This is a genomic window from Marinobacterium jannaschii DSM 6295 (assembly GCF_000620085.1).
Classification (GTDB): Bacteria; Pseudomonadota; Gammaproteobacteria; order Pseudomonadales; family Balneatricaceae; genus Pontibacterium; species Pontibacterium jannaschii.
Genome location: NZ_JHVJ01000007.1, coordinates 51927 through 78197, shown reverse-complemented (window position 1 = coordinate 78197; position 26271 = coordinate 51927). Strand labels below are relative to the sequence as shown.

The window sequence follows — 26271 nt, the reverse complement described above, 5'->3', positions numbered from 1 at the left end:
AGACCCCAGCTTCGTGCCGGGGTCTTTTTATTGCCTTGTGAGACCTTCTGATTTGATACAAGGTGCTAACCAGAGTTTTAATCCCCCGCTTAGTAACCCTGTCCTATCAATACGCTGTACAGCGGAATCGCCACCAGAATATTAAACGGGAAGCTGATGGCGAGGGCGGCTGTAATCGACAGGCTTTGGTTGGCTTTCGGCAGTGCGACGGCCATCGCTGCCGGTACTGCGATATAGGAGGCGCTGCCGCCGAGGGTTGCCAGCAAGATGACGCCGCCGCTGGATAGTTCCAGCAGCTGCGCCAGCAGTGCGCCCAAGGCTGCGCCGAGGAGTGGCATCAGGACACCGAAGCTGGCGATAAATGAGCCGCAGCTGCGCAATACACCCAGTTGGGAGGCGGCGATGCGACCCATCTCCAGCAGGAACAGCGCCAGCACGCCATGAAACAGGGTGCCGAAGAAAGGCAGTATTGTGTCGGCGCGGGCACCGGCCCACCAGCCGATCAGCAGCCCGCCGACCAGTAACAGCACGCCCTGGTTAAGGAAGATCTCATGGGCGGTCTTTTTAAGATCGAGGGTCTGGTTGCGATCGCGCGCCAGCCAGAGGCCCACGGCGATGGCCGGTACTTCCAGCAGCGCCACGAAGAGGGGGAAGTAGGGTTCGTAGTCGATCTGATTGGCTTCTAATACTGCGACGGCCACGGCGAAGGTTGCCACGCTGACCGATCCATAGTGGGCTGCCACCGATGCGGAATCGATACGGGAGAGGCCGCCGATTTTATACAGGATCGGGAAAGCGATCAGCGGCAGGGCCAGGCCAAAGGCGATAACCGCCACCGCCTGGATCAGCAGGTCACCAGAGGCATGGCTGTTGAGCGCCACGCCGCCCTTAAGGCCGATGGCGATCAGCAAAAACAGGGTGAGCGATTGGTACAACCCTTTCGGCATCCGGATCGGTGCCTTCAGCAGTTGAGCGACCATCCCCAGCAGGAAGAACCCTACCACCACGTCGAGCTGCATTAGTGGCCACCCCGGTGATCGGATAGCACTTTAACTTTTGCTGGCTGGGCGATCCATTGCCGGGTTGCAAAGGACAATCCCAGCAGGATCGCCGCCACAACAACCAGTCCATATCCCGGCAGGCCCTGCTGAACCAGTACCCAGCCCATCGCCATCAAACAAAGCGAGACTGCAATTTCAAATGCCAGTGTTCTGTTACCCATTTTCTTTTCACTCCTTTAGAGGATCTCCAGATTGCGGGAGATTCTGAAGTGTTTAATAAATAGATAAAAATCGATATTATTTATTTTTTACATAGATAAAAGTCTATATAGCTATGAACCCATCTCGTTTGCACGCGCATATCGGTACGGTGCGCCAGCTGGAGATCCTGCTGGCGGTTCACCAGCAGGGCTCCATCACCGCCGCTGCTGAGGCATTGCATCTGACACAACCGACCGTGTCGATGCAGTTGAAGAAGCTGGCAAGCGCCGTCAATGCACGCCTGTATGATCAGGTCGGTCGTAAGCTGGTTTTTACCGAAGCGGGTCTTGCGGTCGTTGCGACGGCCCGAGAGGTGTTACAGAGCTTTGAGCGGCTGGATATGACCCTGTCTGACCTTAAGGGTATGAAAGCCGGTACGCTGAAACTGGCCGTGGTCACCACCGCCAAGTACTTTATTCCCCACTTGCTGGGTGAGTTCTGCAAGCTCTATCCGGCGATTGATATCGATTTTAAGGTGGGTAACCGTCAGCAGATTATCGACCGTCTGGAGACCGGTGAAGATGATCTGTACGTATTCAGTCATCCGCCCGATGATCATGCCCTTCAGGCCCATAACTTCCTGCCAAACCCCTTAGTGGCGATCGCCCCGGAGCATCATCCGCTGGCCGGGGAGAAGAGGATCCCATTGCAGATATTTGCCAACGAGCCTTTTCTGATGCGTGAGAACGGGTCCGGTACCCGCCATGCGATCGAGCAGCATATGACCGGCTGTGAGGTTGCGCTGAATGTACGGATGACGATCGAGAGTAACGAGGCGATTAAACATGCGGTGATATCAGGGCTTGGCGTTTCTATCCTCTCCAGCCACACCCTGACCTTTGGTGGACGCACCGGGCTGGCAGAGCTGGATGTGCAGCAGTTACCGATAACCCCCACCTGGTATCTGGTGCATCTGAAATCCAAGAGTCTTTCCGTTGTCGCCCAGACATTCCTGGATTATGTCAGCGATAGCGGGCGGGATCGGTTGCTGGCGACCCTCAACAGCTAGCTGTAAAGCCGGGTATCGGGAGGCAAGCCCGCAGGTTTTTGTGGGCTGCCTCCGATCTATTTCAGGATTCAATGCGCACCGGGGACTGAAGCCCTGGCGCAGCGTTTGACGACACCGTTACTCCTCGCGCCTTTCCACCAGAGTCAGAATATCGTAGATCGCCAGCAGGGTGCCTTCCTGATGAGTGACTTCCACATCCCAGACCACTACGCCGGTGTCGTGATCCTCTTCCGGGCGGCGGTCTTTGCGGATCTTGCGTTTGCAGGACAGTCGTACCTGATACCCGTTGTATATCCCAGACATCCGGGAGCCGCTCAGTTTATTACCACCGCTGTAGGTACAAATTTACGCGGCTACTAACGACACCAGATTGAAGCTATTTGATCTGCCAGCTGATCAACGTCTTTGTAGGTCATAGTGCGGCGCTGAATCACGATGCCCCAGTAGAGGGGGGCGATGAGCATATCAAGTGCCAGTTCCGGATCGGTCTGTTCATCAAGCTCACCACGCCGCAAGGCCCTCTGTAGTATCGCCAGCGCCTGGTTGCGGCGTTCTTTGCTCACTTGCTCAAGTAACTCGGCGAGTTCATCGGATCGCGCGCGCTCGGCATGGAGGTCGGGAAGGATACGGCGGATGAGCGGATGGCGTAGGGTGGCGGCCAGGTGACGCATGATTGCGCGGATATCGTCTTTGAAATTGCCGGTATCGGGAATCGATGTCAGTGCGATGGCGGAGCTGTTGACGGCTTCAAATGCCAGCTCCCGTTTTGACTTCCAGCGCCGGTACAGCGCCGCCTTGCCAACCCCGGCGCGGGAGGCGATGCGCTCCATACGCAATGCCGCGTAACCTGTTTCAGCCCATTCCTCGAAAAGTGCCCGGTGAAGCGCATCGGTCACCGAGGTCTGTAGAACAGCAGCGCCACTGGGACGGCGTTTTGCAGGAACAGTTTTTTCGTCGGAACAGTTGCGTTTCATCGTAGTGCCTCTTATATTTAGTTTCGACGGAACGGTTTCGTTCCGATGTATTGTTCCATGCTTTATGCAATCGCTGCAACTAACCGGAGTCGCCAAATGCCATATTTTCTGACGCCCTTAATCTCCATTGCAGTTGTCTGTGGCACGCTGATTCCAATTCATGCCGGAATGAATGCAACCCTGAGCCGAAGCATCGGCCATCCGGTATGGGCAACCGTTTTTTCCTTTATGGGTTCATTTGTCTGCCTTGCGGTGTTTGCTGCTGTTATCCGGCCGGGTGCGCCTTCGGCTGCATCGCTGCTATCGGCACCTCCCTGGGCCTGGCTTTCCGGCTTAGTCGGCGTTGTCTATGTGATTGTCACTATGCTGGTTGCCCCTCGTTTGGGAGCCGCCAGTTTTATCACCTCGGTTATTGCCGGGCAGATGGTGATGGCCTTGCTGCTGGACCACTACGGTTTGCTGGGCTTTAGTCAAAAGTCTGTGGACCTGAAACGCATTCTGGGCATGTTGCTGGTTTTTGCCGGGGTGGCCGTTATGCAGATCAATCGCGATAGCTGAAGGCCCGGACATTTCATATCCGACAACATCTGCAGATGTTGATCGACTCAGTCACAAAAATCAGGAGTTAGCTATGTCTAAGAACAAAACAATAGAAAGTTTTGGCGCCAAGCTTCGCGGGGCGCTGGGCGATGCGATTATCGCAGAGGCGGGCGATGACTTCATAGCGATGTGTGCCGACGATATCGTCTTTCAGTTTCCTTTTTCACCGGCGGGGTCGGTCACGGAAATACGCGGTCGTGATACCCTGGCCCGCTATCTAGCGAAAGCCAGTAACCTGATTGCCTTTGAATCATTCGGCAGCTCCGTTACTCACCCCTCGACCGATGGGGAGACCTTTATCATCGAGTTTTCCTGTAAGGCCAGCGGCCGAGAAACGGGTGTCCGCTATGACCAGAACTATATCGCTGTTATTCGGCTGAAGAACGGCCGCATTGCGCAGTATCGGGACTACTGGAATCCGCTGATCCTGTTGGATGCGGCGGGAGGTATAGAGTGCCTGAAAACTACTTTTGAGGAGTTTATCGATGAGTAATCGGATTCTTGTAACGGGTGGCACAGGCAAGACGGGCAGTCGTGTAGCTGGTTTACTGCGGGGTAAGGGTCTGCGGCCCGCGATTGCCACGCGGTCCCCTGCGGAAGCGGATCAGGTGCTGTTTAACTGGAGAGATCCAGGGTGCTTTGCAGCCGCATTCGCCGGTATTGATGCGGTCTATCTGGTAGCGCCAACCGATGATTTTGATTCTCTGGGGGTCATGCAGCCCGGCCTGGAGGCGGCGCTGAAGGCCGGTGTTCAGCGCTTTGTGCTATTAAGCGCGTCCTCTCTGGAGGAGGGCGGCCCGATGATGGGGGCGGTACATGCCTGGCTGCGAGCCCATGCCCCGCAGTGGGCTGTGCTACGTCCTTCCTGGTTTATGCAGAACCTTTCTGAGGGACAGCACTGCAGTCCGATCCGGGACGAATTCAGTATCTTTTCTGCCACCGAAAATGGACGTATGGGCTGGATCGCTGCGGAAGATATCGCGAATTGCGCGGCGACGTTGCTAACGGCTCAGGCAATAGAGAACAAAGACTATATCCTGACCGGTCCGCAGGCGCTCTCCTACGATGAGGTTGCTGCAGAGCTCTCTGAACAACTGGGAGCTGTTATCGAGCATAAGCGCCTGACGGCGGAACAGATGGCTGAGCGTTTTCGCAACAATGGCCTGCCGGATGATTATGCCGCTGGCCTGGCGTCAATGGATGTGGCGATCTCACAGGGTTCGGAAGATCGTGTTACTGCCAATGTAGAAGCCATTACAGGCCAGGCACCACTGTCGGTTAAAGATTTTATTGGTCTAAATCTGGCGCGGTGGCAGGCCTGAGCCTTGCATCATGCTACTGCTTTGCCTGGTAAACGAAGGGGCTTTAGCGACCGGACTGGAGCGCTAATCCCCTTGTTCCCAGCTCCCGGCCCCTGCTATTTCTCGCGCCTTTCCACCAGCGTCAGAATATCGTAGATCGCCACCGGGGTGCCCTCCTGATTAGTGACTTCCACGTCCCAGACCACGACGCCGGTGCTGTGCTGCTCTTCGGGGCGGCGGTCTTTGCGGATCTTACGTTTGCAGGTCAGGCGCACCTGGATGGTGTCGCCGATGCCGACCGGTTCGACAAAGCGCAGGTTCTCCATGCCGTAGTTAGCCAGTACCGGGCCGGGGCTGGGTTCGACAAACATTCCTGCGGCGGCTGAGATGACGAAATAGCCGTGGGCGACGCGCTTGCCGAACAGGGAGTCTTTTGCCGCCATCTCATCGAAGTGGGCATAGAAGTGGTCGCCGGAGATGCAGCCGAAGTTGACGATATCCGCTTCGGTAACGGTGCGGCGGTGGCTGATCAGGGTTTCGCCGATCTCCAGGTCTTCGAAGTATTTGCGGAACGGATGCACGTCCTTGCGGATCTGTTCCGAGCCGGGGTTAAACTCTGAGGTGATAGCGGTCAGGGTGGTCGGGTGGCCCTGAATGGCGGTGCGCTGCATATAGTGTTTTACCGCCCGCAGGCCACCCAGTTCTTCGCCGCCACCGGCGCGACCCGGGCCGCCATGCACCAATGTCGGCAGTGGTGAGCCGTGGCCGGTGGATTCCTTGGCGCAGTCGCCATTCAGTACCAGCAGGCGACCATGGTAGGCGGCGCTGCCCAGTACCACTTTGCGTGCTTCCAGATTGTCAGCGGTGACCAGTGAGCCGACCAGACTGCCGCGTCCCATGCGGGCGATGGCGATCGCCTGTTCGATATCGTCATAGGCCATCAGCGTCGATACCGGGCCGAAGGGTTCGACTGCGTGGGGTGTTTCGGTTTCCAGTGGGCGGTCGCAGTAGAGCAGAGTGGCCGGGAAGTAAGCGCCCTTGCCGGCATCGCCGCCCCGCACGTCAAAGTTCTGCTGGCCGCCATGCACCAATTCGCTGCCCTGTTGCAGCTGGTCGAGCTTGCGCCAGACATCGGCCATCTGATCGCGGCCAACCAGCGGCCCCATTCTTACACCCTCAACGGCAGGGTCACCCAGTACGGTTTTGGCTAAGCGGGCGCTGAGCGCTTCGGATACCGCCTCGGTGCGCTGGCGCGGCACGATGGCTCGGCGGATAGCGGTACATTTCTGGCCCGCCTTCACTGTCATCTCGCGGGCAACCTCTTTGATATAGAGGTCGAACTCGGCTGAACCCGGCTCCACACCGGCACCGAGGATGCTGCAGTTGAGGGAGTCCGCTTCCATGGTGAAGGGGATTGAGTGGCGCACGATATTGGGGTGGGTGCGCAGAGTCTGGCCGGTGGCGGCAGAGCCGGTAAAGGTCACCACATCCTGTTCATCGAGGCGGTCGAGCAGGTCGCCGGTGCTGCCGCAGATCAGCTGGATGGCACCCTCCGGGAAGATCTTCGAGGCAATAATCTCTTTCACCATCGCTTCGGCCAGGTAGCAGGAGGCGGTGGCGGGTTTGACGATCACCGGCATCCCGGCGGCGAGGCTGGGGGCAACCTTCTCCAGCATTCCCCAGCAGGGAAAGTTGAAGGCGTTGATATGCACCGCGACCCCTTCGCGTGGCACCAGGATATGGCGACCAATAAAGCTGCCCTCGGCGGAGAGACGCTGGGCGTCGTCTTCGACCAGGAAGGTTTCATTGGGCAGCTCGCGCCGTACCAGGCCGGAGTAGGTGAAGAGGGTGGCGATACCGCCCTCGATATCGATCCAGCTGTCGCCACGGGTGGCGCCGGTCCAGGCGGAGATGCGGTAGAACTCTTCCTTCTTCTCCATCAGGTGTTTGGCCAGTGCCTTAAGGCGGTTAGCGCGCTCATGGAAGGTCAGCTGGCGCAATGCCGGGCCGCCGGTCTGGCGGGCGTAGGCCACGGCATCGCCAAAGTCGATGCCGCTGCTGCTGACCTGGCCGATCGTTGCGCCATTCACCGCGTTATAGACGGTGACGCCGTCGTCCTTTCCCTCGACCCAGTGGCCGTTGATATAGCTCTGTAACTTCATGTTGATTCCTTTACTTGTGGCCGGGCGTTGGTGTTATGTGCCAACGCCCGGCCAGGGTATTCGTCAGGGCCTGCTGTCCGGGCCAGTTGCCGGTTTTTGTTGGGTTGTCGCTGCGCTCCGTAACCCAACCTACGTTTGAGTTTTGTGGCCGGTTTTTGTTGTGCTTAACGCTGGTCGTAGTCCACGACAACCTCATCCGTGAGGGGGTGGGCCTGGCAGCTGAGGATGTATCCGGCGTCGATTTCGTGTTGTTCCAGGCCGTGGGTGATATCCATATCCACCCGACCCTTCACCAGCTTGCATTTGCAGGTGGAGCAGACCCCGGCCTTGCAGGAGTAGGGCAGTTCCATCCCCTCATCGATACCGGCATCGAGGATGTTCTGGCCCACGGTGGCAAGGTCGAACTGGATGGCGCGGCCATCGGCCACTACTGTGACCTGGCTGGTTTTTTCCTCGCCGAAGGTCTCGACCCGCTGCTGGGCTTTATCCAGTCGGGCCTGGGCATCGCTGGCGGAGTTGGCGAACAGCTCGTAGTGGATCTGTTCGTCCTTGAGGCCTTCCATGCGGAAGCCGCGCGATACCTCGGCCATCATCGCTTCAGGGCCGCAGATAAAGGCTTCATCGGTGGTGCGGATATCGATCAGTCCGCTCTTCTGCAGGGCGTAGCCCTTGCGGTTGTCGATCCGGCCGTTGAGCAGGTCGGCCCCCTGGTCTTCGTGGTCCATGATGTTGATCCACTGGAAGCGTTCCATATAGCGGTTCTTGATGAAGCTCAGGTCATCCTTAAACATCACCGAGTTGCTGCGCTGGTTGCCGTAGATCAGGGTGACCCGGCTCTGGGGTTCGGTATACAGCACGGTCTTGATGATCGACAGGATCGGGGTGATCCCCGAACCGGCAGCGATACACATATAGTGCTTGGCGTTGTCGGCATCGAGGCGGGAGTAAAAGTTGCCCTGGGGTGGCATCACCGACACCTGGGTGCCGGGCCTGAAGTGGTCGTTGGCATGGTTGGAGAAACGGCCATCCTTGACCCGCTTAATTCCGACCTTAAGGCTGTTTTCCTGTACGCCGGAGCAGATGGAGTAGGAGCGGCGCACCTCTTCGCCGTCGACTTCGGCTTTCAGGGTGAGGAACTGGCCCTGGGTAAAGTGAAACTTCTGCTGCAGTTGTTCCGGCACAGCAAAGGTGACGCAGATGGCGGCGTCGGTTTCCGGCTGCACGTCGGTGATGGTCAGGTCGTAGAATTGGGTATCTGACATCGCGGCACCTATATCTTTTTAAAGTAATCGAAGGGTTCACTGCAGTCGTTGCAGCGAAACAGGGCTTTGCAGGCGGTGGAACCGAACTCACTGATGCGCCGGGTCTGTACCGAGCCGCAATGGGGGCAACTGATACCACTATCCGGTGTCAGTTCATCTGCGCCGGACTGTTCTGGCGGCGCGATGCCATAGCTGCGCAGCTGCTCGCGGCCCTTGGCGGAGAGCCAGTCGGTGGTCCAGGCCGGGGCCAGGCGGGTACGCACCCGCACCGGGCTGATCGCGGCCGCAGCCAGCGCGGCACGGATATCGTCGGCGATGGTGTCCATAGCCGGGCAGCCTGAGTAGGTAGGGGTGATGATTACCAGTACCCCGTCATTGCTGACTTCTATATCCTGCAGCACACCCAGGTCCCAGATCGACAGGGCCGGGATCTCCGGATCTTTGACCGCATCCAGTATCTGCCACAGTCGCGTGGTATCGGGCTGATTGCGCAGCGCGATTCGCTGCTGCTGTTCCTGGCTGATCAGGGGGATTCGTTGCATAGCACTCACCACTGGCAGCCGGGATAGGAGCGGTGCACGATCTGCAGCTCGGTCAGCAGATGGCCGAGAAACTCGGTGTGGTAGCCATCGCGGCCGCCGCTCACCTTCCAGTCATCGGCCGGGAGCTGCAGGGTGGCTTCTGCCAGGATCTCTCTGATCTGCACCAGCCAGTCATCGCGCAGGCTGCTGACATCGACGCCGATACCGGCATCGGCCAGTTGTTGCTCCAGCGCATCCATCTCGAACATCTCGTGGCTGTAGCCCCAGATATCGTCCAGCGCCAGCTGGCAGCGATGCTGGCTCTCTTCGGTGCCGTCACCGAGGCGGATCACCCATTCACGGCTGCGGCGCAGGTGATAGCGGCTCTCCTTGATGGCCTTGGCGGCAATGGCTGCGAGGGTGGCGTCTTTCGACTGTAGAAGCCGGGTCAGGAACAGGTTGGCATAGATGTCGACCAGCAGCTGCCGTACCTGGGAGTAGGCGAAGTCGCCCCGTGGAAGTTCATTGATCAGCAGGTTGCTGAATTCACGCTCGCTGCGGGTATAGGCAAAGCTGTCTTCAGTGCGGCCATCGTCGGCCAGCTCGGCGGCATAGCCGTAAAACATCCGGGCGCGGCCGATATAGTCCAGGGCCACATTGCCATAGGCGATATCCTCTTCGAGGAAGGGGCCGTTGCGGACCCATTCGGAGATGCGGTGACCCAGTACCAGGGCATCGTCGCCCAGGCGCAGGGTGTACTCGAAGGTGGCTTGTTGTAGTTGTTGTTCGCTCATCATCTTTCTCGACTCTGTTCGCTGCAGTTCACAACATTTCAGTGCTGTCCGTTTGCTTCGACCTGGGCTGCAGGGCGTCACATGTTATTGACCGGGTCCGGTAACTGGTAATAGGTGGCGTGGCGATAGGGCTTGTCATCAGACGGGTCGTAGAAACTCTCCGCATCGTCCTCCTGAGAGGCGACGATATCCGCCGAGCGCACCACCCAGATGCTGACGCCTTCGCTGCGCCGGGTATAACAGTCGCGGGCGTATTCCAGCGCCTGGGCCGGGTCTTCGGCATGCAGGCTGCCGACATGTTTATGGTCCAGCCCGCGCTTGGAGCGGATAAAGACTTCGAACAGTTCCAGGTTTTCGGTCGTCATGGGGATGCTCTCCTAAGCGACGTTCTGATTGCTTTTATTGGCTTCTGCCTGCTGTTTGCGGGCTTTTTGCTTTTCGTTGTAGGCGGCCAGGGCTTCGCGTACCCAGCTGCCTTCCTCATGCACCTTGATATGGTGCTGCAGGCGCTGGCGGTTGCAGTGGCCGTTACCGTTGATCACGGCGTAGAACTCATCCCAGTCGATCTCGCCGCTGTCGTAGTGGCCACGCGCTTCATTCCAGCAGATCGCCTTATCCGGATGCTCCAGGCCGAGGAACTCGATCTGCTTCACGGTCTGGTCGATAAATTTCTGTCGCAGGTCGTCGTTGCTCTCACGTTTGATCTTCCATTGCATCGAACGGGCGCTGTGGGCCGATTCGCTGTCATGGGGGCCGAACATCATCAGGGCGGGCCAGTAGAAGCGGTTGAGCGAGTCCTGTGCCATCGCCTTCTGCTCCGGGGTGCCGCGGCACAGCTCCAGCATCAGCTCGTAGCCCTGACGCTGGTGGAAACTCTCTTCCTTACAGATACGGATCATGGCGCGGGCGTAAGGGCCATAGGAGGTGCGCTGCAGCGAGACCTGGTTGACGATGGCGGCACCGTCAACCAGCCAGCCGATGGCACCGACATCGCCCCAGGTCTGGGCCGGGTAGTTGAAGATCGAGGCATACTTGGCACTGCCATCCTGCAGCGCGGCGATCATCTCATCGCGGCTGATGCCGAGGGTTTCGGTGGCGCTGTAGAGGTAGAGGCCGTGGCCGGCCTCGTCCTGTACCTTGGCCAGCAATACTGCCTTACGGCGCAGCGAGGGTGCGCGGGTGATCCAGTTGCCCTCCGGCTGGGTGCCGATCACCTCGGAGTGGGCGTGCTGGGAGATCTGACGGATCAGGTTCTTGCGATACGCCTCCGGCATCCAGTCCTTGGGTTCGATCTTCTCTTCCGTTTCGATCTTGCGCATGAAGTTCTGTTCTTCGGGGGTCATAGCCTGGACTCTCCGCATTAGTTGTTGCCCGGTGCGTGTAACCGTTTCAAAGACTTAGGCTAAGTAACGGTGTCCTGTCTGTTAGATGCTTTTTCTGCCTGGAATCTCTGTTTTTACAGCATCTGTGGTGTTCAGGATCACACACTCATTATCATTTAGTTTAGTAAAAGAGATACGTTATATTCTATTGTGTTTGTGTTTGTGTATCGCTTTTGGGGCGTGGGACGGCCCTACAGCAGTGGCTTACCTCTTTAACACCTGTCGTTTGGCGCAGGGGCAGGGCCCTGCGCCGGTTGCTTCTTGGTTTAGCCCTTAGGCCGCATGTCCTTCACCCGTGCCGCCTTACCTTCTGAGCGGGCCAGGCTGCCGGGTTCGGCGATCCTCACCTGGGTGGAGATACCGACTACAGACTTGATATGGTGGCTCAGCTCCCGCGCCAGCTCGGCCTGGCGGGCCTCGCTGAAGTCGCTGCAGTCGAGGCACTCGGGCCGCAGTTCGACCAGTACGTCCATCCGGTCAAGGTGCCCCTCCCGGTAGAGGTGCAGCTCATAGTGGGGCGACATCTGGCGAACCCTGAGGATCTGCTCCTCAATCTGGGTCGGAAAGACGTTGACCCCGCGCAGTATCAGCATATCGTCACTGCGGCCGGTGATGCGGTCGATCCGGCGCATCGGCCGGGCGGTGCCGGGCAGCAGCCGGGTCAGGTCACGGGTGCGGTAACGGATGATCGGCAGCGCCTCCTTGGTGAGGGAGGTAAAGACCAGCTCGCCATACTCGCCATCGGGCAGTACTTTGCCGGTCATAGGATCGATAATCTCCGGGTAGAACAGGTCCTCCCAGATCGTGGGGCCGTCTTTGGTTTCGATACACTCCATGCCGACGCCGGGGCCGATGACTTCGGAGAGACCGTAGATATCCAGCGCCTCAATGCCGAGGCGGTTCTCCAGCTCCTCGCGCATGGTGCCGGTCCAGGGTTCGGCGCCGAAGATACCGGCGCGCAGGGCCAGTTTTTTCGGGTCCAGTCCCTGCCGGTCCATCTCGTCGGCAAGGTTAAGCATATAGGAGGGGGTGACCATGATAATGTCGGGATCGAAATCGCGGATCAGTTGTACCTGTTTCTCGGTCTGGCCGCCGGACATCGGAATCACGGTACAGCCCAGCTTTTCGGCGCCATAGTGGGCACCCAGGCCGCCGGTAAAGAGACCATAACCGTAGGCGATATGGATTTTGTCACCGCTGTGGCCACCGGCGGCACGGATTGAGCGCGCCACCACATCGGCCCACATCTCAATATCGTTGTGGGTATAGCCCACCACCGTCGGCTGGCCGGTGGTGCCGCTGGAGGCATGAATCCGCACCACTTCCTTCTGGGGCACGGCAAACATGCCGAAGGGGTAGTTGTCGCGCAGATCCTGTTTGACGGTAAAGGGAAACTTCGCCAGGTCATCCAGGCTGGTCAGCTCTTCGGGGTGGACCCCGGCTTCATCGAAGCTGGCCTTGTAGTGGGGTACATTGTTATAGGCGTGACGCAGGCTGTTGTGCATCCGCTCCAGCTGTATCGCCCGCAGCCGGTCGACGCTGACCGACTCGATATCCTCAACATCCTTGTCGCTGCAATCCTGTTGCGTGTTCAACATGTTCATGATGTCTGCCTGTATTTATTTTTATTCTGGCGGGCGTCCATTAATGGACGCCCGATCATCCTGATAGTGCTTAGCCTGCTGTGTTGGCCGGGTAGCTGCAAACTACTTTAGTCGAGAATCATTCACCCGTTCGATCACCACTGCGATCCCCTGGCCGACGCCGATACACATGGTGCAGAGGGCGTAGCGGCCCTGAATCTGTTCCAGCTGGTGCAGGGCCGTCGTGATCAGCCGGGCACCGCTCATGCCCAGCGGGTGGCCCAGGGCGATAGCGCCGCCGTTGGGGTTAACCCGTGGGTCGTCATCGGCCAGCCCCAGATGGCGGGTCACCGCCAGTGCCTGGGCGGCGAACGCCTCATTCAGCTCGATCACATCCATGGCGTCCAATGCCAGTCCGGTCTGTTGCAGTACCTTGCGGGTAGCCGGGGCCGGGCCGAAGCCCATAATACGTGGTTCGACCCCGGCGCAACTCATGCCCAGTACCCGGGCGCGGGGCACCAGACCGTGGCGCTTGATGCCTTCGGCACTGGCCAGCAACAGGGCGCAGGCACCGTCATTGACGCCAGAGGCATTGCCCGCGGTGACTGTGCCGTCCTGGCGGAATGGGGTCTTCAGCTTCGCCAGCTGTTCCAGGGTGGTATCGGCCCTGGGATGCTCATCTTTGCTGATGACTAAGTCGGGTTTTCGCTTCTGGGCGACAGTCACGGCGACTATCTCGGCTTCAAAGCGGCCACTGGCCTGGGCCTCGGCGGCGCGCTGCTGACTGCGCAGGGCAAAGAGGTCCTGATCCTGGCGGTTAACGCCGAACTCCGCCGCGACGTTTTCTGCGGTTTCCGGCATTGAGTCGATGCCGTATTCCGCCTGCATCCGTGGGTTAACAAAGCGCCAGCCGATAGTGGTATCGAAGATCTCCGCCTGGCGCGAGAAGGCGCTGGTGGCCTTGGGCATTACCAGCGGGGCGCGGGACATCGATTCCACACCACCGGCAATCATCAGTTCGGCCTCACCGCAACGGATCGCCCGGGCAGCGCTGCCGACCGCATCCATACCGGAGCCGCAGAGGCGGTTAATGGTGGTGCCGGGGACGCTGACCGGCAGGCCCGCCAGCAGGGCGGACATCCGCGCCACATTGCGATTGTCTTCGCCGGCCTGGTTGGCGCAGCCGTAGATCAGGTCGTCGACCTGTTGCCAGTCCACATCGGGGTTGCGTTCTATCAGGGCGCGGATCGGCAGCGCGCCCAGGTCATCGGTACGCAGGCCGGAGAGAGCGCCGCCGTAGCGACCAATGGGGGTACGGATGGCATCGCAGATATACGCATCGGTCATCGGGTTTCACCTTTTGCCGGAGGTTGGGTGCCGGGTATCACGCTACCGGCGATACGGTGGGAGCGGCCGCGAAACAGCGCGATCAGCTCGCCCTGCTGGTTTTCCACCCGCACATCGTAGATACCGGTGCGGCCACGCTGCTGGGTCTTGCTGGCCCGGGCGATCAGGATGTCGCTACCCCGGCCGGGCTGAATGTAGTCGATGGTGCAGCCCGCAGCGACGGTGGCATGGTTCTCGCTGTTACAGGCAAAGGCGAAGGCGCTGTCGGCCAGTGAAAAGATCATGCCGCCGTGGCAGGTCTGGTGGCCGTTCAGCATCCAGGGCTGGATTGCCATGCGTACTTCGGCCAGTCCCGGTGCCATCGCGACAATCTCCATCCCCAGCTGCTGGGAGGCCGGGTCCTGTCGGTACATCTCCTCAGCACAGCGCTCGGCGACCTTTTGCGGATCGCTTAACAGGCTGTTCAATTCATCCATGGAAGGTTCTCCCGCTGAATTTCATTCGGCGCAGCAGCGCAGAGGGACGGTAGCGATCCTCGCCATAGCTCTGCTGCAGGTTGTTCAGACAATCGAAAACGCGCTCAATGCCGATCTGATCCGCCCAGGCGAGGGGGCCTTGTGGATAGTTGAGGCCCGCAACCATGGCACGGTCGGCATCGGCGACTGAGCACACGCCCTGGTTCACTGCATCGCAGGCTTCATTGGCCAGCATCGCCACGGTGCGCAGTACCACCAGGCCTGGGATGTCATCGACGATATGGACGCTGATCCCCAGCGCGCTTAACAGGCTGATCACTTGCTGGCACGCTGTTTCACGGCACTGATCGGCGAAGCTGAGTGCCAGGCGGTCACAGCTGGCGTAGTCGAGGGCCAGGTCGAACAGGGCCAGATCGGTGTGGCCGGTCCGGGCGGCGCGTTCGCTGGCAAAGCGGCCATCCGTCAGGTAAAGCCGGGTGCCACCGATCTCGATAAAGCCCGCACTCTCAGAGGTGCTCTGGTTATGGCGATAGACCTGGATACCGGCGTCGGCGGCGCGTTGCAACAAAGGCTCGGCGATACCAAGGTCGCCATAGACGCTGATCTCCCTGGGTGCCGCTTGATGGGACAGTGCAGCCATTGCAGGTTTCAGGTCCTGGCTGTAGTCATAGAAGCCTTGTCCCGTTTTACGCCCCAGCCGGCCGCTTTCGACCAGCGCCTTCTGAATCAGTGACGGGCGAAAGCGCGGGTCCTGATAGTAGGCATCGAATACCGAGCAGGTGACGGCGTAGTTCACGTCCTGGCCGATCAGGTCCATCAGTTCGAACGGCCCCATTCGGAAACCGCCGGCACCCTTGATCAGGCTATCCAGCGTCGCGACATCGGCGGCACCCTCTTCAAGCAGCCGCAGGGCTTCGGCATAGAAGGGGCGGGCGACCCGGTTGACGATAAAGCCGGGAGTCGAGCGCGCATGCACTGCCTGTTTACCCCAGGCGGTGGCGGTGGCATAGATCGTTTCAGCCACACCGGGGTCTGTTGCCAGTCCGGACACCACTTCCACCAGTTTCATCACCGGCGCCGGATTGAAAAAGTGCATCCCCAGCAGGCGTCCCGGCAGGCGCATCTCAGCTGCCAGTGCGGTAATGGAGATGGAGGAGGTGTTGCTGGCGAGGATGCAGTCATCGCTGCAGAGGCTTTCCAGCTTGGTTAGCAAGCTGCGTTTGATGGTCAGGTCTTCGATGATTGCTTCGATCACCAGCTTACAGTCGGCCAGGTCGCCAAGATGAGTGACCGGCTTGATACGCTGCAGCAGGGTCTCTTTCTGTTGCTCGCTCAGCTTGCCGCGCTCTACCTGTCGGGCCAGACCAGCGGTGATTCCTTCGATCCCTTTATCGACGGCCGCCGGGTTCTGGTCGAACAGCATCACCGGGTGTCCGGCGTTGGCCGCCACCTGGGCGATGCCTGCGCCCATGGTTCCGGCACCGATCACTGCGACCGGGCTGCTGGTTGTCAGTGGCTGTGTGGTTGTATTGCCCATGTTATCTACCTGTGACCGCTTATTTGCCTTTGAACTGGGGGCTGCGCTTTTCCATAAAGGCGGCGACACCTTCGCGGTAATCCTCACTGCGCCCGGCCAGACGCTGCAGGTCGCGTTCCAGATCGAGCTGCTGATCCAGGGTGTTGGTGCTGCTGGCGGCCAGGGCGCGCCGGGTCAGCTCAAAGCCCCGGGTCGGCTGGCTTGCCAGCTGGCGGGCCAGGGTTAGGGCTTCATCCATCAGGGCTTCGTCATCGACGCAGCGCCAGATCATCCCCCAGGCTTCCGCCTGTTCGGCGGGCAGTTTCTCACCCAGCATCATCAGGGCGCGGGCGCGGGCATCGCCGATCAGCCGGGGCAGCAGCCAGGTACCACCGGAATCGGGGATCAGGCCGATCTTGCTAAATGCCTGTATAAAGCTGGCTGAGCGGGCGGCCAGTACGATGTCACAGGCCAGCGCAATATTAGCCCCGGCACCGGCGGCGACACCGTTGACGGCACAGACCACCGGAAACGGCAGGGTACGTAGGGTACGGATCAGCGGGTTGTAGTTGTTCTCGATTGAGGCGCCCAGATCCGGTGCTTCGCTGCCGGGCGTCACATTGCGGTCGCCCAGGTCCTGACCGGCACAAAAGCCCCGGCCGTTGCCGGTGAGCAGCAGGCAGCGAATCTCACTGTCGCGCTTGATCATCTTCAGTGCCTGGCGCAGCTCGTTGTGCATTTCGTCATTAAAGCTGTTGAGGCGATCCGGCCGGTCCAGCGTCAGCTGCGCGACCCCATGTTCAACGGTGAGGGACAGGGTGTTGAGGTTCATTGTCTTATCGTCCTTTGAAGTGGGGTTGGCGTTTTTCCAGGAAGGCGTTGATCCCCTCATTGCGGTCTTCGGTGGCCGCCAGCAGGGTGAAGGCTTTGCGCTCATACAGCAGGCCTGAAGCCAGATCGGTATCTTCCGCCTTCAGCACCGCCTCTTTGGCCAGGGCCACTGCCAGCGGGGCATGGGCGGCGATCTGCCGGGCGATACTCTGGGCGCGCTCCAGGGTGAATTCCGGCGGGGTGATCTCGGAGATCAGTCCGGCGGCCTGAGCCTGTTCGGCGTTGATCGGCTCACCGGTCAGCACCATCTGCATCGCCAGTGACTTGCCGACGGCGCGCAGCAGGCGTTGGGTGCCACCTGCGCCGGGCATGATTCCCAGCTTGATCTCCGGCTGGCCGAAGCGGGCGTTTTCCCCGGCGATGATGATGTCGGCCTGCATCGCCAGCTCGCAGCCACCGCCTAAAGCGAAACCGTTGACCGCCGCCACCAGCGGCTTGCGGCAGGCGCTGATCTGCTGCCAGTAGCCCACGCGGGCATCCTTCAGCACGCCCACGGTATCCAGCGCTGCCATCTCGCGGATATCAGCTCCGGCGGCAAAGGCACGCTCTGACCCGGTGAGGACGATGGCGCCCACGGCATCATCCCGCTGGGCACGCTGGAGTTGTGCTGAAAGTTCCTCAAGCATCTGGGTGTTGAGGGCATTGAGGCTGTCCGGGCGGTAGAGCTCGATCGTCAATACGCCGGATTCGGGTGCAGTGACCCTGAGGTATTCGGGGGTAGCCATATTCAGTTTCCGTACTTGTTATTTTTATTACGCCGGGTTCGCTTCGGGTGGCTGCAGAAGGAAACCGGTAAAACTGCGCCGGGTGACAGTGGCCGGTTGCCTGAGCAGATCCTTAGCCGGTCGCGACCGCAGCGCAGGCCCAGTAAAAAACAAAGTGATCCATAAAGTCAATTATAGATATGTGATTGTGTATCGCTTTTGTTTGGGCGTGAATATTTCTCCAGATCGTTATTTATCACCTGAAAAACAACAGCTTATGGAATTTTTCCCGGGACTGGTCAGAACCGAAGCGCAGAGGGGGTGGCCGGAAGGGTTTGCTGAAACTGGCAGTGGGGAGGGGCCGGAAAGGTGGCTGGATAGTGCTTTAACCCGTTGTTTTTATTGCAGGGTTGTCTTCGGGGGCGATAGGGAGGTGAATTCGGCCGCACAGCTTTTTGCTACGAGATACAGAAAATTACGTAATAAGTATTTTCAGGAATCGTGTAGGGCGGTCGTCGGCCTTTGGTTAGCGCAGCGATGTCACGTCTGATGTTGGGTTGCGTGCCTTATCCCAACCTTGGAAAGATGCTTTGTAGGTTGGATTGCGGCGCGCAGCGACACAACTCAACAATGCCTGTTTCCTAGCGCAGGCCGCCGTAGCGTTTGTAGAAGCTGGTATTGGCTGGTGGTAGCGGGCCTTCGGCGGTTTCCAGCATCTGGTCGAGGTAGGTTTCTGCGTCCTGCCATACCTTGCGGTAGATGTTGCTGCAGAGCTGGCGGGCGGCGTTGCCGGCCCAGTCTCCTGGCAGTAACTCGTCCGGCAGGTTGGGGTCGCGCAGCAGGATGCGGCGGTATTCATGGATCAGCAGGATACGGATCTGGAAGCATTGTTCCGGATCGGGCAGGCCGTTCTCGCTCAGCTCCTGCCACACCGGTCGGAACTGGCAGAGGAAGTGCTGGTAGCTGTCGGCCAGTTTTTCCAGGTTCCAGGACTCGCGGGTTTGAAGCCGCATCGCCCGGCTGGCGGAAGCCTCTTCGCCCAGCGTATCGAGCACAACTACATTGTCCATATAGTCGAACTCCTGCAGGATGCCCTGCAGCTCGGCGCGGCTGATCTGTGGGTGCAGCATCACGGTCGGGGCCAGGCTGCCAAAGCCCTGCCACTCCAGTTCCTGTTTCAGTTCCTGGCGCTGCTCCGGGGTGAGCTGGTTCAGCAGGGCCATGGTCCAGCGGCCATCCCATTCCGGGCTCTGGGCGGCATAGATCCGCTTAAAGGCCTTCTCGAAGCGGCGTCGGCCGGAGCCGGTCAGGCTGTAGTAGCTGCGCCGTCCAACCTGTTCCGCTGCCAGCCAGTTTTCCTTGGCGAGGCGAAACACCGAGGTACGCACCAGACGCTGGTTGAGGCCGAGCGGCTCGACCAGGCGGATCAGACTGCCCAGCCAGACCGTGCCACCGCGCGGTGCGATCGCATCGCCGTATATCGAAATGATCAGAGAACCGGCGCGGATCGGGCGGCGGTTGCGGAAGGTTTCGATCAGGCTGTCGAGTGAACTGAATTCGGGCATTGTGCTTCTGTTTCTGTAATGGTTTCTGGCCGTGACCTCCGGCCCCGGGGATTCTATAGCGCCGCCTGAATACAGGCAAATTACGCATAGTGTGATTTTGTATTTATTGGCGAAAAGCGGATTGACAGTCTTTATGTGACACTTTAAGTTTTGTTGCAGCGTTTATTTTGTATCACGTTATCGGCAGGTAACGTTGATAAGCGCCCGCATGACCGGATTACCCATACAGATATGGAGCCGGCATTTAGGAAACTGCCTGGCGCCTGTTACAGTCACTGCCCCGATGCAGAGGCTGTTAAGGAAGCTGTTAGCAGGGACCGGAAGTCGGCCCGTTCGCGACTCATATAAAAATAAAAGGAAACGAACGCATGAAACCATGGAGCCAAATCATCGGTAGCTTAACCCTGTCACTGGTTGCGCTGTCCCCCAGTGCCTGGGCTGCTGATAACATCAAGATCGGATCATTCCTCGCCGTCACCGGCCCCGCCTCTTTCCTCGGCGACCCGGAGCTGAAAACCCTGCAGATGACCATCGAAGAGATCAACGCCGAAGGCGGCGTGCTGGGGCGTCAGCTGGAGCTGGTGCACTACGATTCCCAGGGCAGTGCAGGCAAGGCGCGAACCTTCGTCAAGCGCCTGATCGATTCCGACGAGGTGGATGTGATTGTTGGCGGCAGTGCTTCCGGTGAAACCCTGGCAGTCATTCCGCTGATGGAGCGTTCCGGCATGCCGTTTGTTTCCCTGGCCGGGGCCGTCTCCATTGTTGACCCGGTGAAGCGCTGGGTGTTCAAGACGCCCCATACCGACCGTATGGCGGCGGGTAAGATCTTCGCCCATATGAAGCAGAACGGTATTAGCCAGATCGCCATGATCTCCGGCACCGGCGGCTTTGGTAAGTCCGGCCTCAAACAGTCGAAAGAGGTGGCCGGTGAGTACGGCATCAAGATCCTCAGCAGCGAGACCTACGGGCCTAAGGATACCGATATGACTGCCCAGCTCACCAAGATCAAGAACACGGCCGGGGTGCAGGCGGTGCTGAATTTCGGCTTTGGTCAGGGACCGGCGATCGTCACCAAAAACTATAAGCAGCTGGGGATTCAGGTGCCGCTGTTCCAGTCTCACGGTGTGGCCTCGAAGAAATATATCGAGTTGGCCGGTGATGCGGCGGAAGGGGTGAAACTGCCCGCCTCGGCGCTGTTGCTGGCGGAGCAGTTACCGGAGGGCGATGCCCAGAAACCGGTGATCATGGCGTACAAGCAGAAGTATGAAGCCAGATATAACAGCCCGGTATCCAGCTTTGGTGGCCATGCGCTGGATGGCCTGATGCTGGTGGTGAATGCCATGAAGCAGGCAGGGTCCACGGATAAGGAAGCGGTGCGCGCGGCGCTGGAGCAGACCCGCGGTTATATGGGCACTGCCGGTGAAGTGAATATGTCAGAGAAGGACCACCTGGGACTGGATCTGACTGCCTTCCGCATGCTGGAGATCCGTAACGGCAGCTGGCAGATGGTGAACTAAGGTCATAGGGCTGTAGGGGAGGGGCGCGGCTGCTCCCCGTTTTTTCCGTTTGCTATCTATCGATCGAGACACTTGGGGCGCTGCTGACTGCCTCAGGGAGGATGCTCCATGTCTGCCGAATTCCTGCAATATCTCTTTACCGGCATCACTATCGGCGCCATCTATGCGCTGGTGGGGCTGGGATTCTCAATTATCTACAACGCCAGCCACGTCATTAACTTCGCCCAGGGCGAGTTTCTGATGATCGGCGGTATGTGTACCGTGGCACTGGTGGGCACGGGCCTGCCGATGCCGGTGGCGATCCTGGCGGCGGTGGCGGTCACGGCCGTGGCCGGGCTGGCGCTGCAGAAGTTTGCCGTGGCCCCGGCACGCAATGCCGAAGTGGTGACCATCATCATTATCACCATCGGCGCGTCTATCTTCCTGCGCGGCCTGGTGCAGCTGGTGTGGGGCAAGGAGTTCCATGCCCTGCCAGCCTTCAGCGGCGATGAGCCGATCACTATCGGCGGTGCCACTATTCTGCCCCAGAGCCTCTGGGTGTTGGGGATCACTCTGGTGATCGTGGTGGCGCTGAGCTGGTTCTTTAACAAGACCCTGCTGGGTAAGGCGATCCTGGCGACCTCCCATAACCCGGATGCAGCCAAGCTGATGGGGATCAACACCGGTTTTATCCTGCTGATCAGTTTCGGCCTCTCCGCCATGCTGGGGGCGATCGCCGGTATCCTGGTGGCCCCGATCACCCTGACCTCCTATGACGTCGGCATTATGCTCGGCCTTAAGGGCTTTGTGGCGGCGGTACTGGGTGGCCTGGGCAGTGGGGCCGGTGCGATCGCCGGTGGCCTGATCCTGGGGATCGCCGAAGCGATGGCGGCGGGCTATATCTCCTCCGACTACAAGGATGCGGTGCCCTTCGTGATCATCCTGGCGATCCTGTTCTTTATGCCCAGTGGCCTGTTTGGCCTGCGCGGCACGGAGCGTGTGTGATGAGCCATATAAAGCATCTGTTGAAGACGCCCCGTTATGGCGGCCTGCTGGCGCTGGTGTTGATCTGCCTGTTGCTGCCGCTGTTGCTGCAGAACGCCTACCAGTTTGATGTGGCGATCAAGGTCGGTATCAGTGCCGTGGTGGTGGTCGGCCTCAACCTGCTGATCGGCTATACCGGTCAGATCAGTCTGGGACATGCCGGATTCTTTGGCCTCGGGGCCTATAGCTCGGCGATCCTTACCGTCAACTATGAGTGGTCGGCCCTGGCGGCGTTGTTGGCAGGCTCCGTGGGTGTTGGCCTGATCGCCTTTGTGCTGGCACGACCGATCCTGAAGCTGAAGGGCCACTACCTGGCGATGGCGACCCTGGGGCTGGGGATCATTATCTCCATCGTGATCGCCACCGAGGACTGGCTTACCGGCGGGCCGGACGGTATGGGGGTGGGACCCTTCATGCTGTTTGACTATGAGATCTATGGCGAGAAGGCCTGGTACTGGGTGGTGGCGGCTTTGCTGGTGCTGAGTGTCTGGCTGGCGCTGAATATTATCGACTCGCCGGTAGGGCGGGCATTACGGGCGGTGCATGGTTCCGAGGTGGCGGCCCAGGTGGCCGGTATCGATACCACTCACTATAAGGTGCTGGTGTTCGTCTTCTCGGCGGTGATCGCCAGTGTAATGGGCAGCGTCTTTGCCCATTACAGCGGCTTTGTTACACCTACGGAGGCGGGATTTTTCCATTCGATAGAGCTGGTTACCATGGTGGTGCTGGGGGGCATGGCGTCAACCTATGGCGGCATCCTCGGCGCACTGATTCTGGTGCTGCTGCCACAGCTGCTCAGTGGCCTGGAGGATCTGGAGATGATCATCTTCGGCCTGATCCTGATGCTGACGATGATCTTTATGCCCAAGGGGCTACTGCCGACTGTGACGGGGCGGCTGAAGGGAGGTAAGGCATGAGTCTGTTACGGGTCGAAAACCTGGTGAAATCCTTTGGCGGCGTGCATGCCATTCAGGATCTGAGTTTTGAGATCCCGGAGGGGGTGGTGTACTCGGTAATCGGTCCCAACGGGGCCGGGAAGACCACCCTGTTTAACCTGATCAGCGGCGTCTACACCCCCAGCAGCGGAGAGATCCTGCTGGCGGGTGAGAATACCCGGGGCCTGGCGCCCCATCAGCTGGCGCGGCGGGGGATGAGCCGTACATTCCAGAACCTGCAGATCTGTATGAATATGAGTGCGGTTGAGAATGTGATGGTGGGCAGCCACCTGCGTCTGGATAGCAGCTTCTTCAAGGCGATGCTGCGCCTGCCCTCAATCACCCGGGGCGATCGCGCCTGCCGGGAGCAGGCCGAGGAGCTGATGGAGTTTGCCGGGGTGGGGCACTATATCGGCAGCGAAGCCGATGCGATGCCTTACGGCGCCCTGAAGCGGCTGGAGATCGCCCGCGCCCTGGCTTCGGAGCCGAAGATCCTGTTCCTCGATGAACCGGCGGCGGGACTCAACGGCACCGAGACCGCTGAGATTGATCAGCTGATCCAGAAGGTGGCGCAGTCCGGTGTCACCGTGGTGCTGGTGGAGCATGATATGAAGCTGGTGATGAATATCTCCCAGCACCTGCTGGTGCTCGATTATGGCAAGAAGCTGGCCGAGGGCAGTCCGGATCAGATCCGCTGTAACCCTGATGTGATCGCCGCCTACCTGGGCGCTGCCTGATACCCTATCCGACACGGAGGAACCTGATATGACTGCGGCTATCCGAGTGATCAGCACCGAACATGCCCGGACCTGGAAACTGCTCAACCTGATCGATGAACTGCGCCAGCGGATGGACTGTGATGAAGTTGCGCCGGATGCTCGCTTGTTCAGCGCGATTTTCGACTATACCGAACAGTTCTCTGACAAAATGCACCACCCCAAAGAGGACAAATACCTCTTCGCCCGGCTGTTGCAGCGCCATCCCGAAGCGGCCAGGGTGATCGATGAGCTGCAGCGGGAGCACCGCGGCAGCGACCTGATCATGGCCCGGCTGCGCGCCGCGCTGCATGACTGTATCGCGGATTTCGGCAGCCAGCGTGAGCGCTTCAGCCAGTTGCTGCGGGACTATTCCCAGTCTGTGCGTGAGCATATCAACAAAGAGGAAGGGGAGGTGATTCCGCTGGCACGCCAATACCTGACCGAGGCCGACTGGGATGAGATCAACAGCGCCTTTCTGGAAAACAGCGATCCGCTGTTCAGCGACGATGCCGAGGAGCATTTCCGCATGCTGCGCAGCCGGATTATCAATTTGGCACCGGCCCCGATCGGGCTGGGGGCCTCCCAGCCGGTGGCGGAAACCATGCCGGAGGTGGTGCCGCCGGTACTGAAGGTAGCGGGGCTAAGCAGCCACTACGGCCAGATCCAGGCATTAGAACAGATCGATATCGAGATTAATGAAGGTGAGCTGGTGGCCCTGGTGGGCGCAAATGGGGCTGGCAAGACCACCCTGCTGCGCAGCCTGTCCGGTATCCAGCCGGTCAGCGGCGGCAGTGTCCATCTCTATGGCGAGGAGATCACCAGGCTGCGAGCCGACAAGCGGGTGGCTGCCGGGGTGTCTCAGATCCCTGAGGGACGGCAGGTGTTTGGCCCGATGACGGTGGAGGATAACCTGCTGCTGGGGGCCTATAGCCGCAGGCGCGATGATTCAGTCAAGGCCGACCTGGAGAAGATGTACCGGCTGTTTCCGATCCTGAAGGAGAAGCGTGGCCTGGCGGCAGGCACCTTGTCGGGCGGACAGCAGCAGATGCTGGCGATGGCCCGGGCCCTGATGGCAAGGCCTCGGGTGTTGCTGCTGGATGAACCCAGTATGGGGCTGGCGCCGCTGTTGGTGGAGGAGATCTTCAATGCGGTGCGCCGCCTGCGGAAGGAGGGGATGACGATCTTCCTGGTGGAGCAGAACGCCGCCGGGGCGCTGGCGATCGCCGACCGGGGCTATGTGATCGAAACGGGCCGCATTGTCCTGAGTGGTAAGGGGCAGGAGCTGCTTTCGAACAAGAAGGTGCAGGAGGCCTATCTCGGTATCTGATACCAGCCCTTTCGGCCCGGAGACCGGATTTGCTGTCAGGCGCTGATTTTTCCAGCAGATCCTATATCATTTAGCGCTTATCCACTTCTCTGGCCTGATGGAGCAGCAGTTGAAAAAGATCTATGACTTTATGGTGATCGGCGGCGGTATCCTCGGCCTGTCGACGGCGATGCAGCTGCAACAGCGTCACCCCGGCTGCTCCCTGCTGGTGTTGGAAAAGGAAGCGGTACTGTCGCGTCATCAGACCGGCCGCAACAGCGGTGTGATCCACGCCGGGGTCTACTACAAGCCGGGCAGCCTGAAGGCGAAGTTCTGTAAACAGGGTAATATCGCCACCAAGGCATTCTGCCGTGAGCACGGTATCGCTTTTGATGAGTTCGGCAAGCTGCTGGTGGCGACCAACGACACCGAACTGCAGCGGATGCAGGGCCTGATTGAGCGTTGCGCCGAAAATGAGATTGAGATCGAAGTACTGGATGCTGAACAGCTGCGTGAGCGCGAGCCCAATATCAGCGGTGTTGGTGCGATCTATGTGCCTTCCACCGGTATTGTCAGTTATGCCGCTATTGTTGAGAAGATGGCGCAGATCGTGCGGGAAAACGGTGCCGATATTGAGTTGGCAACCGAGGTGGATAAGCTGGAGGAGTTCACCGACCGTGTCACCGCCTATACTGCGGCAGGTCGTTTTCAGGCGCGCTTTCTGGTGGCCTGCGGCGGCCTGCAGTCGGACCGTATCGTACGGATGCTCGGCATCGAACCGGACTTCCGCATCATCCCGTTTCGCGGCGAGTACTATCAGCTCGACAGCCAGCATAACCAGATCGTTAATCACCTGATCTATCCGATCCCCGATCCGACCCTGCCATTCCTCGGTGTGCATCTGACGCGGATGATCGATGGCAGCGTCACGGTGGGGCCCAATGCGGTGCTGGCGTTCCGTCGCGAAGGTTACCGCCGGCGGGATTTCAGCCTGCGTGACAGCATCGAGACCTTCAGCTGGCCCGGCATGTTGCGGTTGCTGAAACGTCACTACCGCAGCAGCCTGACTGAGCTGAAAAACAGCCTTTCCAAGCCGGGCTACCTGAAACAGGTACAGAAGTACTGTCCACAATTGAAGCTTTCCGATCTGCAGGCCTATCCGGCCGGTATCCGGGCCCAGGCGGTAGCGCGGGATGGCTCCCTGGTGGATGATTTCCTGTTCCGCAACAGCCGCCGCGCGCTGGTAGTGTGCAATGCGCCGTCCCCGGCGGCAACCTCGGCGATTCCGATTGGCGGCCATATTATCGATCAGCTGGAGACGCTGATGGAGAAGGACGCGGAGCTGGCCTGAGGCTGTCCTCCGGCATCGGAGGAGCGGGCTCC

Annotated in this window: 27 protein-coding genes; 10 read left to right on the top strand and 17 right to left on the bottom strand. The window is 59.6% G+C overall.

Annotated features, from left to right (window positions below):
• Nucleotides 1–89: 89 nt before the first annotated feature.
• Both Q354_RS24885 and Q354_RS0106700 read right to left on the bottom strand, forming a co-directional pair.
• Nucleotides 90–1019, bottom strand: coding sequence for a sodium-dependent bicarbonate transport family permease (locus Q354_RS24885; protein WP_036228846.1), 930 nt, complete (start codon nucleotides 1017–1019; stop codon nucleotides 90–92).
• Nucleotides 1019–1222, bottom strand: a complete 204-nt coding sequence (locus Q354_RS0106700; protein WP_027856930.1) for a hypothetical protein — start codon at nucleotides 1220–1222, stop codon at nucleotides 1019–1021. The genes Q354_RS24885 and Q354_RS0106700 overlap by 1 nt, the downstream gene beginning before the upstream one ends.
• Before the next feature lie 113 nt (nucleotides 1223–1335).
• On the opposite strand from Q354_RS0106700, the gene Q354_RS0106695 reads away from it, so the two are divergent.
• Nucleotides 1336–2271, top strand: a complete 936-nt coding sequence (locus tag Q354_RS0106695) for a LysR family transcriptional regulator (RefSeq protein WP_036228843.1) — start codon at nucleotides 1336–1338, stop codon at nucleotides 2269–2271.
• 117 nt (nucleotides 2272–2388) lie between these two features.
• Here Q354_RS0106695 and Q354_RS0106690 read toward each other — a convergent pair whose 3' ends face one another.
• Nucleotides 2389–2574 carry a hotdog family protein gene (locus tag Q354_RS0106690; protein ID WP_027856928.1) on the bottom strand — a complete coding sequence of 62 codons (186 nt, stop codon included), beginning with the start codon at nucleotides 2572–2574 and terminating at the stop codon, nucleotides 2389–2391.
• Nucleotides 2575–2627: 53 nt separating this feature from the next.
• On the bottom strand, nucleotides 2628–3245 hold the full coding sequence (locus Q354_RS0106685) for a TetR/AcrR family transcriptional regulator (protein ID WP_027856927.1): 618 nt from the start codon (nucleotides 3243–3245) through the stop codon (nucleotides 2628–2630).
• A gap of 96 nt (nucleotides 3246–3341) precedes the next feature.
• Here Q354_RS0106685 and Q354_RS0106680 point away from each other — a divergent pair, with 96 nt between their 5' ends.
• From Q354_RS0106680 to Q354_RS0106670, 3 genes are all read left to right on the top strand, one after another.
• Complete coding sequence (locus Q354_RS0106680; RefSeq protein ID WP_027856926.1) at nucleotides 3342–3803, top strand: DMT family transporter; 462 nt, start codon at nucleotides 3342–3344, stop codon at nucleotides 3801–3803.
• A gap of 73 nt (nucleotides 3804–3876) precedes the next feature.
• The gene (locus Q354_RS24880; RefSeq protein WP_051559960.1) at nucleotides 3877–4338 is read left to right on the top strand and encodes a nuclear transport factor 2 family protein; all 462 of its coding nucleotides are present in this window, start codon (nucleotides 3877–3879) and stop codon (nucleotides 4336–4338) included.
• Complete coding sequence (locus tag Q354_RS0106670; RefSeq protein WP_027856925.1) at nucleotides 4331–5167, top strand: NAD(P)H-binding protein; 837 nt, start codon at nucleotides 4331–4333, stop codon at nucleotides 5165–5167. The genes Q354_RS24880 and Q354_RS0106670 overlap by 8 nt, the downstream gene beginning before the upstream one ends.
• 95 nt (nucleotides 5168–5262) lie before the next feature.
• Here the strand turns inward: Q354_RS0106670 and paaZ are convergent, their stop codons facing one another.
• From paaZ to paaX, 13 genes are all read right to left on the bottom strand, one after another.
• Entirely contained in the window at nucleotides 5263–7308 is a 2046-nt protein-coding gene (gene paaZ, locus Q354_RS0106665) for a phenylacetic acid degradation bifunctional protein PaaZ (RefSeq protein WP_027856924.1), read from the bottom strand.
• A gap of 164 nt (nucleotides 7309–7472) precedes the next feature.
• The gene (paaE, locus tag Q354_RS0106660) at nucleotides 7473–8570 is read right to left on the bottom strand and encodes a 1,2-phenylacetyl-CoA epoxidase subunit PaaE (protein WP_027856923.1); all 1098 of its coding nucleotides are present in this window, start codon (nucleotides 8568–8570) and stop codon (nucleotides 7473–7475) included.
• An 8-nt stretch (nucleotides 8571–8578) separates the two neighbouring features.
• Nucleotides 8579–9112: a 1,2-phenylacetyl-CoA epoxidase subunit PaaD gene (gene paaD, locus Q354_RS0106655; RefSeq protein WP_027856922.1), complete on the bottom strand. Its 534-nt coding sequence runs from the start codon at nucleotides 9110–9112 to the stop codon at nucleotides 8579–8581.
• A gap of 5 nt (nucleotides 9113–9117) precedes the next feature.
• Complete coding sequence (gene paaC, locus Q354_RS0106650) at nucleotides 9118–9888, bottom strand: 1,2-phenylacetyl-CoA epoxidase subunit PaaC (protein WP_245601003.1); 771 nt, start codon at nucleotides 9886–9888, stop codon at nucleotides 9118–9120.
• Nucleotides 9889–9962: 74 nt separating this feature from the next.
• Nucleotides 9963–10250 (bottom strand): 1,2-phenylacetyl-CoA epoxidase subunit PaaB, encoded by a 288-nt coding sequence (gene paaB, locus Q354_RS0106645; RefSeq protein WP_027856920.1) that lies wholly within the window; start codon nucleotides 10248–10250, stop codon nucleotides 9963–9965.
• A 12-nt stretch (nucleotides 10251–10262) separates the two neighbouring features.
• On the bottom strand, nucleotides 10263–11228 hold the full coding sequence (paaA, locus tag Q354_RS0106640; RefSeq protein ID WP_027856919.1) for a 1,2-phenylacetyl-CoA epoxidase subunit PaaA: 966 nt from the start codon (nucleotides 11226–11228) through the stop codon (nucleotides 10263–10265).
• Between the two features lie 305 nt (nucleotides 11229–11533).
• Nucleotides 11534–12871, bottom strand: a complete 1338-nt coding sequence (gene paaK / locus Q354_RS0106635; protein ID WP_027856918.1) for a phenylacetate--CoA ligase PaaK — start codon at nucleotides 12869–12871, stop codon at nucleotides 11534–11536.
• Between the two features lie 102 nt (nucleotides 12872–12973).
• The gene (gene pcaF, locus Q354_RS0106630) at nucleotides 12974–14197 is read right to left on the bottom strand and encodes a 3-oxoadipyl-CoA thiolase (protein ID WP_027856917.1); all 1224 of its coding nucleotides are present in this window, start codon (nucleotides 14195–14197) and stop codon (nucleotides 12974–12976) included.
• Nucleotides 14194–14673 (bottom strand): hydroxyphenylacetyl-CoA thioesterase PaaI, encoded by a 480-nt coding sequence (paaI, locus tag Q354_RS0106625; RefSeq protein ID WP_027856916.1) that lies wholly within the window; start codon nucleotides 14671–14673, stop codon nucleotides 14194–14196. Before paaI ends, pcaF begins: the two co-directional genes overlap by 4 nt.
• Entirely contained in the window at nucleotides 14666–16210 is a 1545-nt protein-coding gene (gene paaH, locus Q354_RS0106620; protein ID WP_027856915.1) for a 3-hydroxyacyl-CoA dehydrogenase PaaH, read from the bottom strand. Before paaH ends, paaI begins: the two co-directional genes overlap by 8 nt.
• 19 nt (nucleotides 16211–16229) lie before the next feature.
• Complete coding sequence (paaG, locus tag Q354_RS0106615; protein ID WP_027856914.1) at nucleotides 16230–17021, bottom strand: 2-(1,2-epoxy-1,2-dihydrophenyl)acetyl-CoA isomerase PaaG; 792 nt, start codon at nucleotides 17019–17021, stop codon at nucleotides 16230–16232.
• 4 nt (nucleotides 17022–17025) lie between these two features.
• The gene (gene paaF / locus Q354_RS0106610; RefSeq protein WP_027856913.1) at nucleotides 17026–17805 is read right to left on the bottom strand and encodes a 2,3-dehydroadipyl-CoA hydratase PaaF; all 780 of its coding nucleotides are present in this window, start codon (nucleotides 17803–17805) and stop codon (nucleotides 17026–17028) included.
• 620 nt (nucleotides 17806–18425) lie between these two features.
• Nucleotides 18426–19349, bottom strand: coding sequence for a phenylacetic acid degradation operon negative regulatory protein PaaX (gene paaX, locus Q354_RS0106605; RefSeq protein ID WP_027856912.1), 924 nt, complete (start codon nucleotides 19347–19349; stop codon nucleotides 18426–18428).
• A 368-nt stretch (nucleotides 19350–19717) separates the two neighbouring features.
• Here paaX and Q354_RS0106600 point away from each other — a divergent pair, with 368 nt between their 5' ends.
• From Q354_RS0106600 to lhgO, 6 genes are all read left to right on the top strand, one after another.
• Nucleotides 19718–20866 (top strand): ABC transporter substrate-binding protein, encoded by a 1149-nt coding sequence (locus Q354_RS0106600; RefSeq protein ID WP_051559959.1) that lies wholly within the window; start codon nucleotides 19718–19720, stop codon nucleotides 20864–20866.
• Nucleotides 20867–20974: 108 nt separating this feature from the next.
• Complete coding sequence (locus Q354_RS0106595) at nucleotides 20975–21850, top strand: branched-chain amino acid ABC transporter permease (protein ID WP_027856910.1); 876 nt, start codon at nucleotides 20975–20977, stop codon at nucleotides 21848–21850.
• The gene (locus Q354_RS0106590; RefSeq protein WP_051559958.1) at nucleotides 21850–22806 is read left to right on the top strand and encodes a branched-chain amino acid ABC transporter permease; all 957 of its coding nucleotides are present in this window, start codon (nucleotides 21850–21852) and stop codon (nucleotides 22804–22806) included. The genes Q354_RS0106595 and Q354_RS0106590 overlap by 1 nt, the downstream gene beginning before the upstream one ends.
• Nucleotides 22803–23561: an ABC transporter ATP-binding protein gene (locus Q354_RS0106585; protein ID WP_027856908.1), complete on the top strand. Its 759-nt coding sequence runs from the start codon at nucleotides 22803–22805 to the stop codon at nucleotides 23559–23561. The genes Q354_RS0106590 and Q354_RS0106585 overlap by 4 nt, the downstream gene beginning before the upstream one ends.
• A 28-nt stretch (nucleotides 23562–23589) precedes the next feature.
• Nucleotides 23590–24909 carry an ATP-binding cassette domain-containing protein gene (locus Q354_RS29060; RefSeq protein ID WP_084332500.1) on the top strand — a complete coding sequence of 440 codons (1320 nt, stop codon included), beginning with the start codon at nucleotides 23590–23592 and terminating at the stop codon, nucleotides 24907–24909.
• 118 nt (nucleotides 24910–25027) lie between these two features.
• The gene (lhgO, locus tag Q354_RS0106575) at nucleotides 25028–26239 is read left to right on the top strand and encodes an L-2-hydroxyglutarate oxidase (RefSeq protein ID WP_027856906.1); all 1212 of its coding nucleotides are present in this window, start codon (nucleotides 25028–25030) and stop codon (nucleotides 26237–26239) included.
• Nucleotides 26240–26271: the final 32 nt, after the last annotated feature.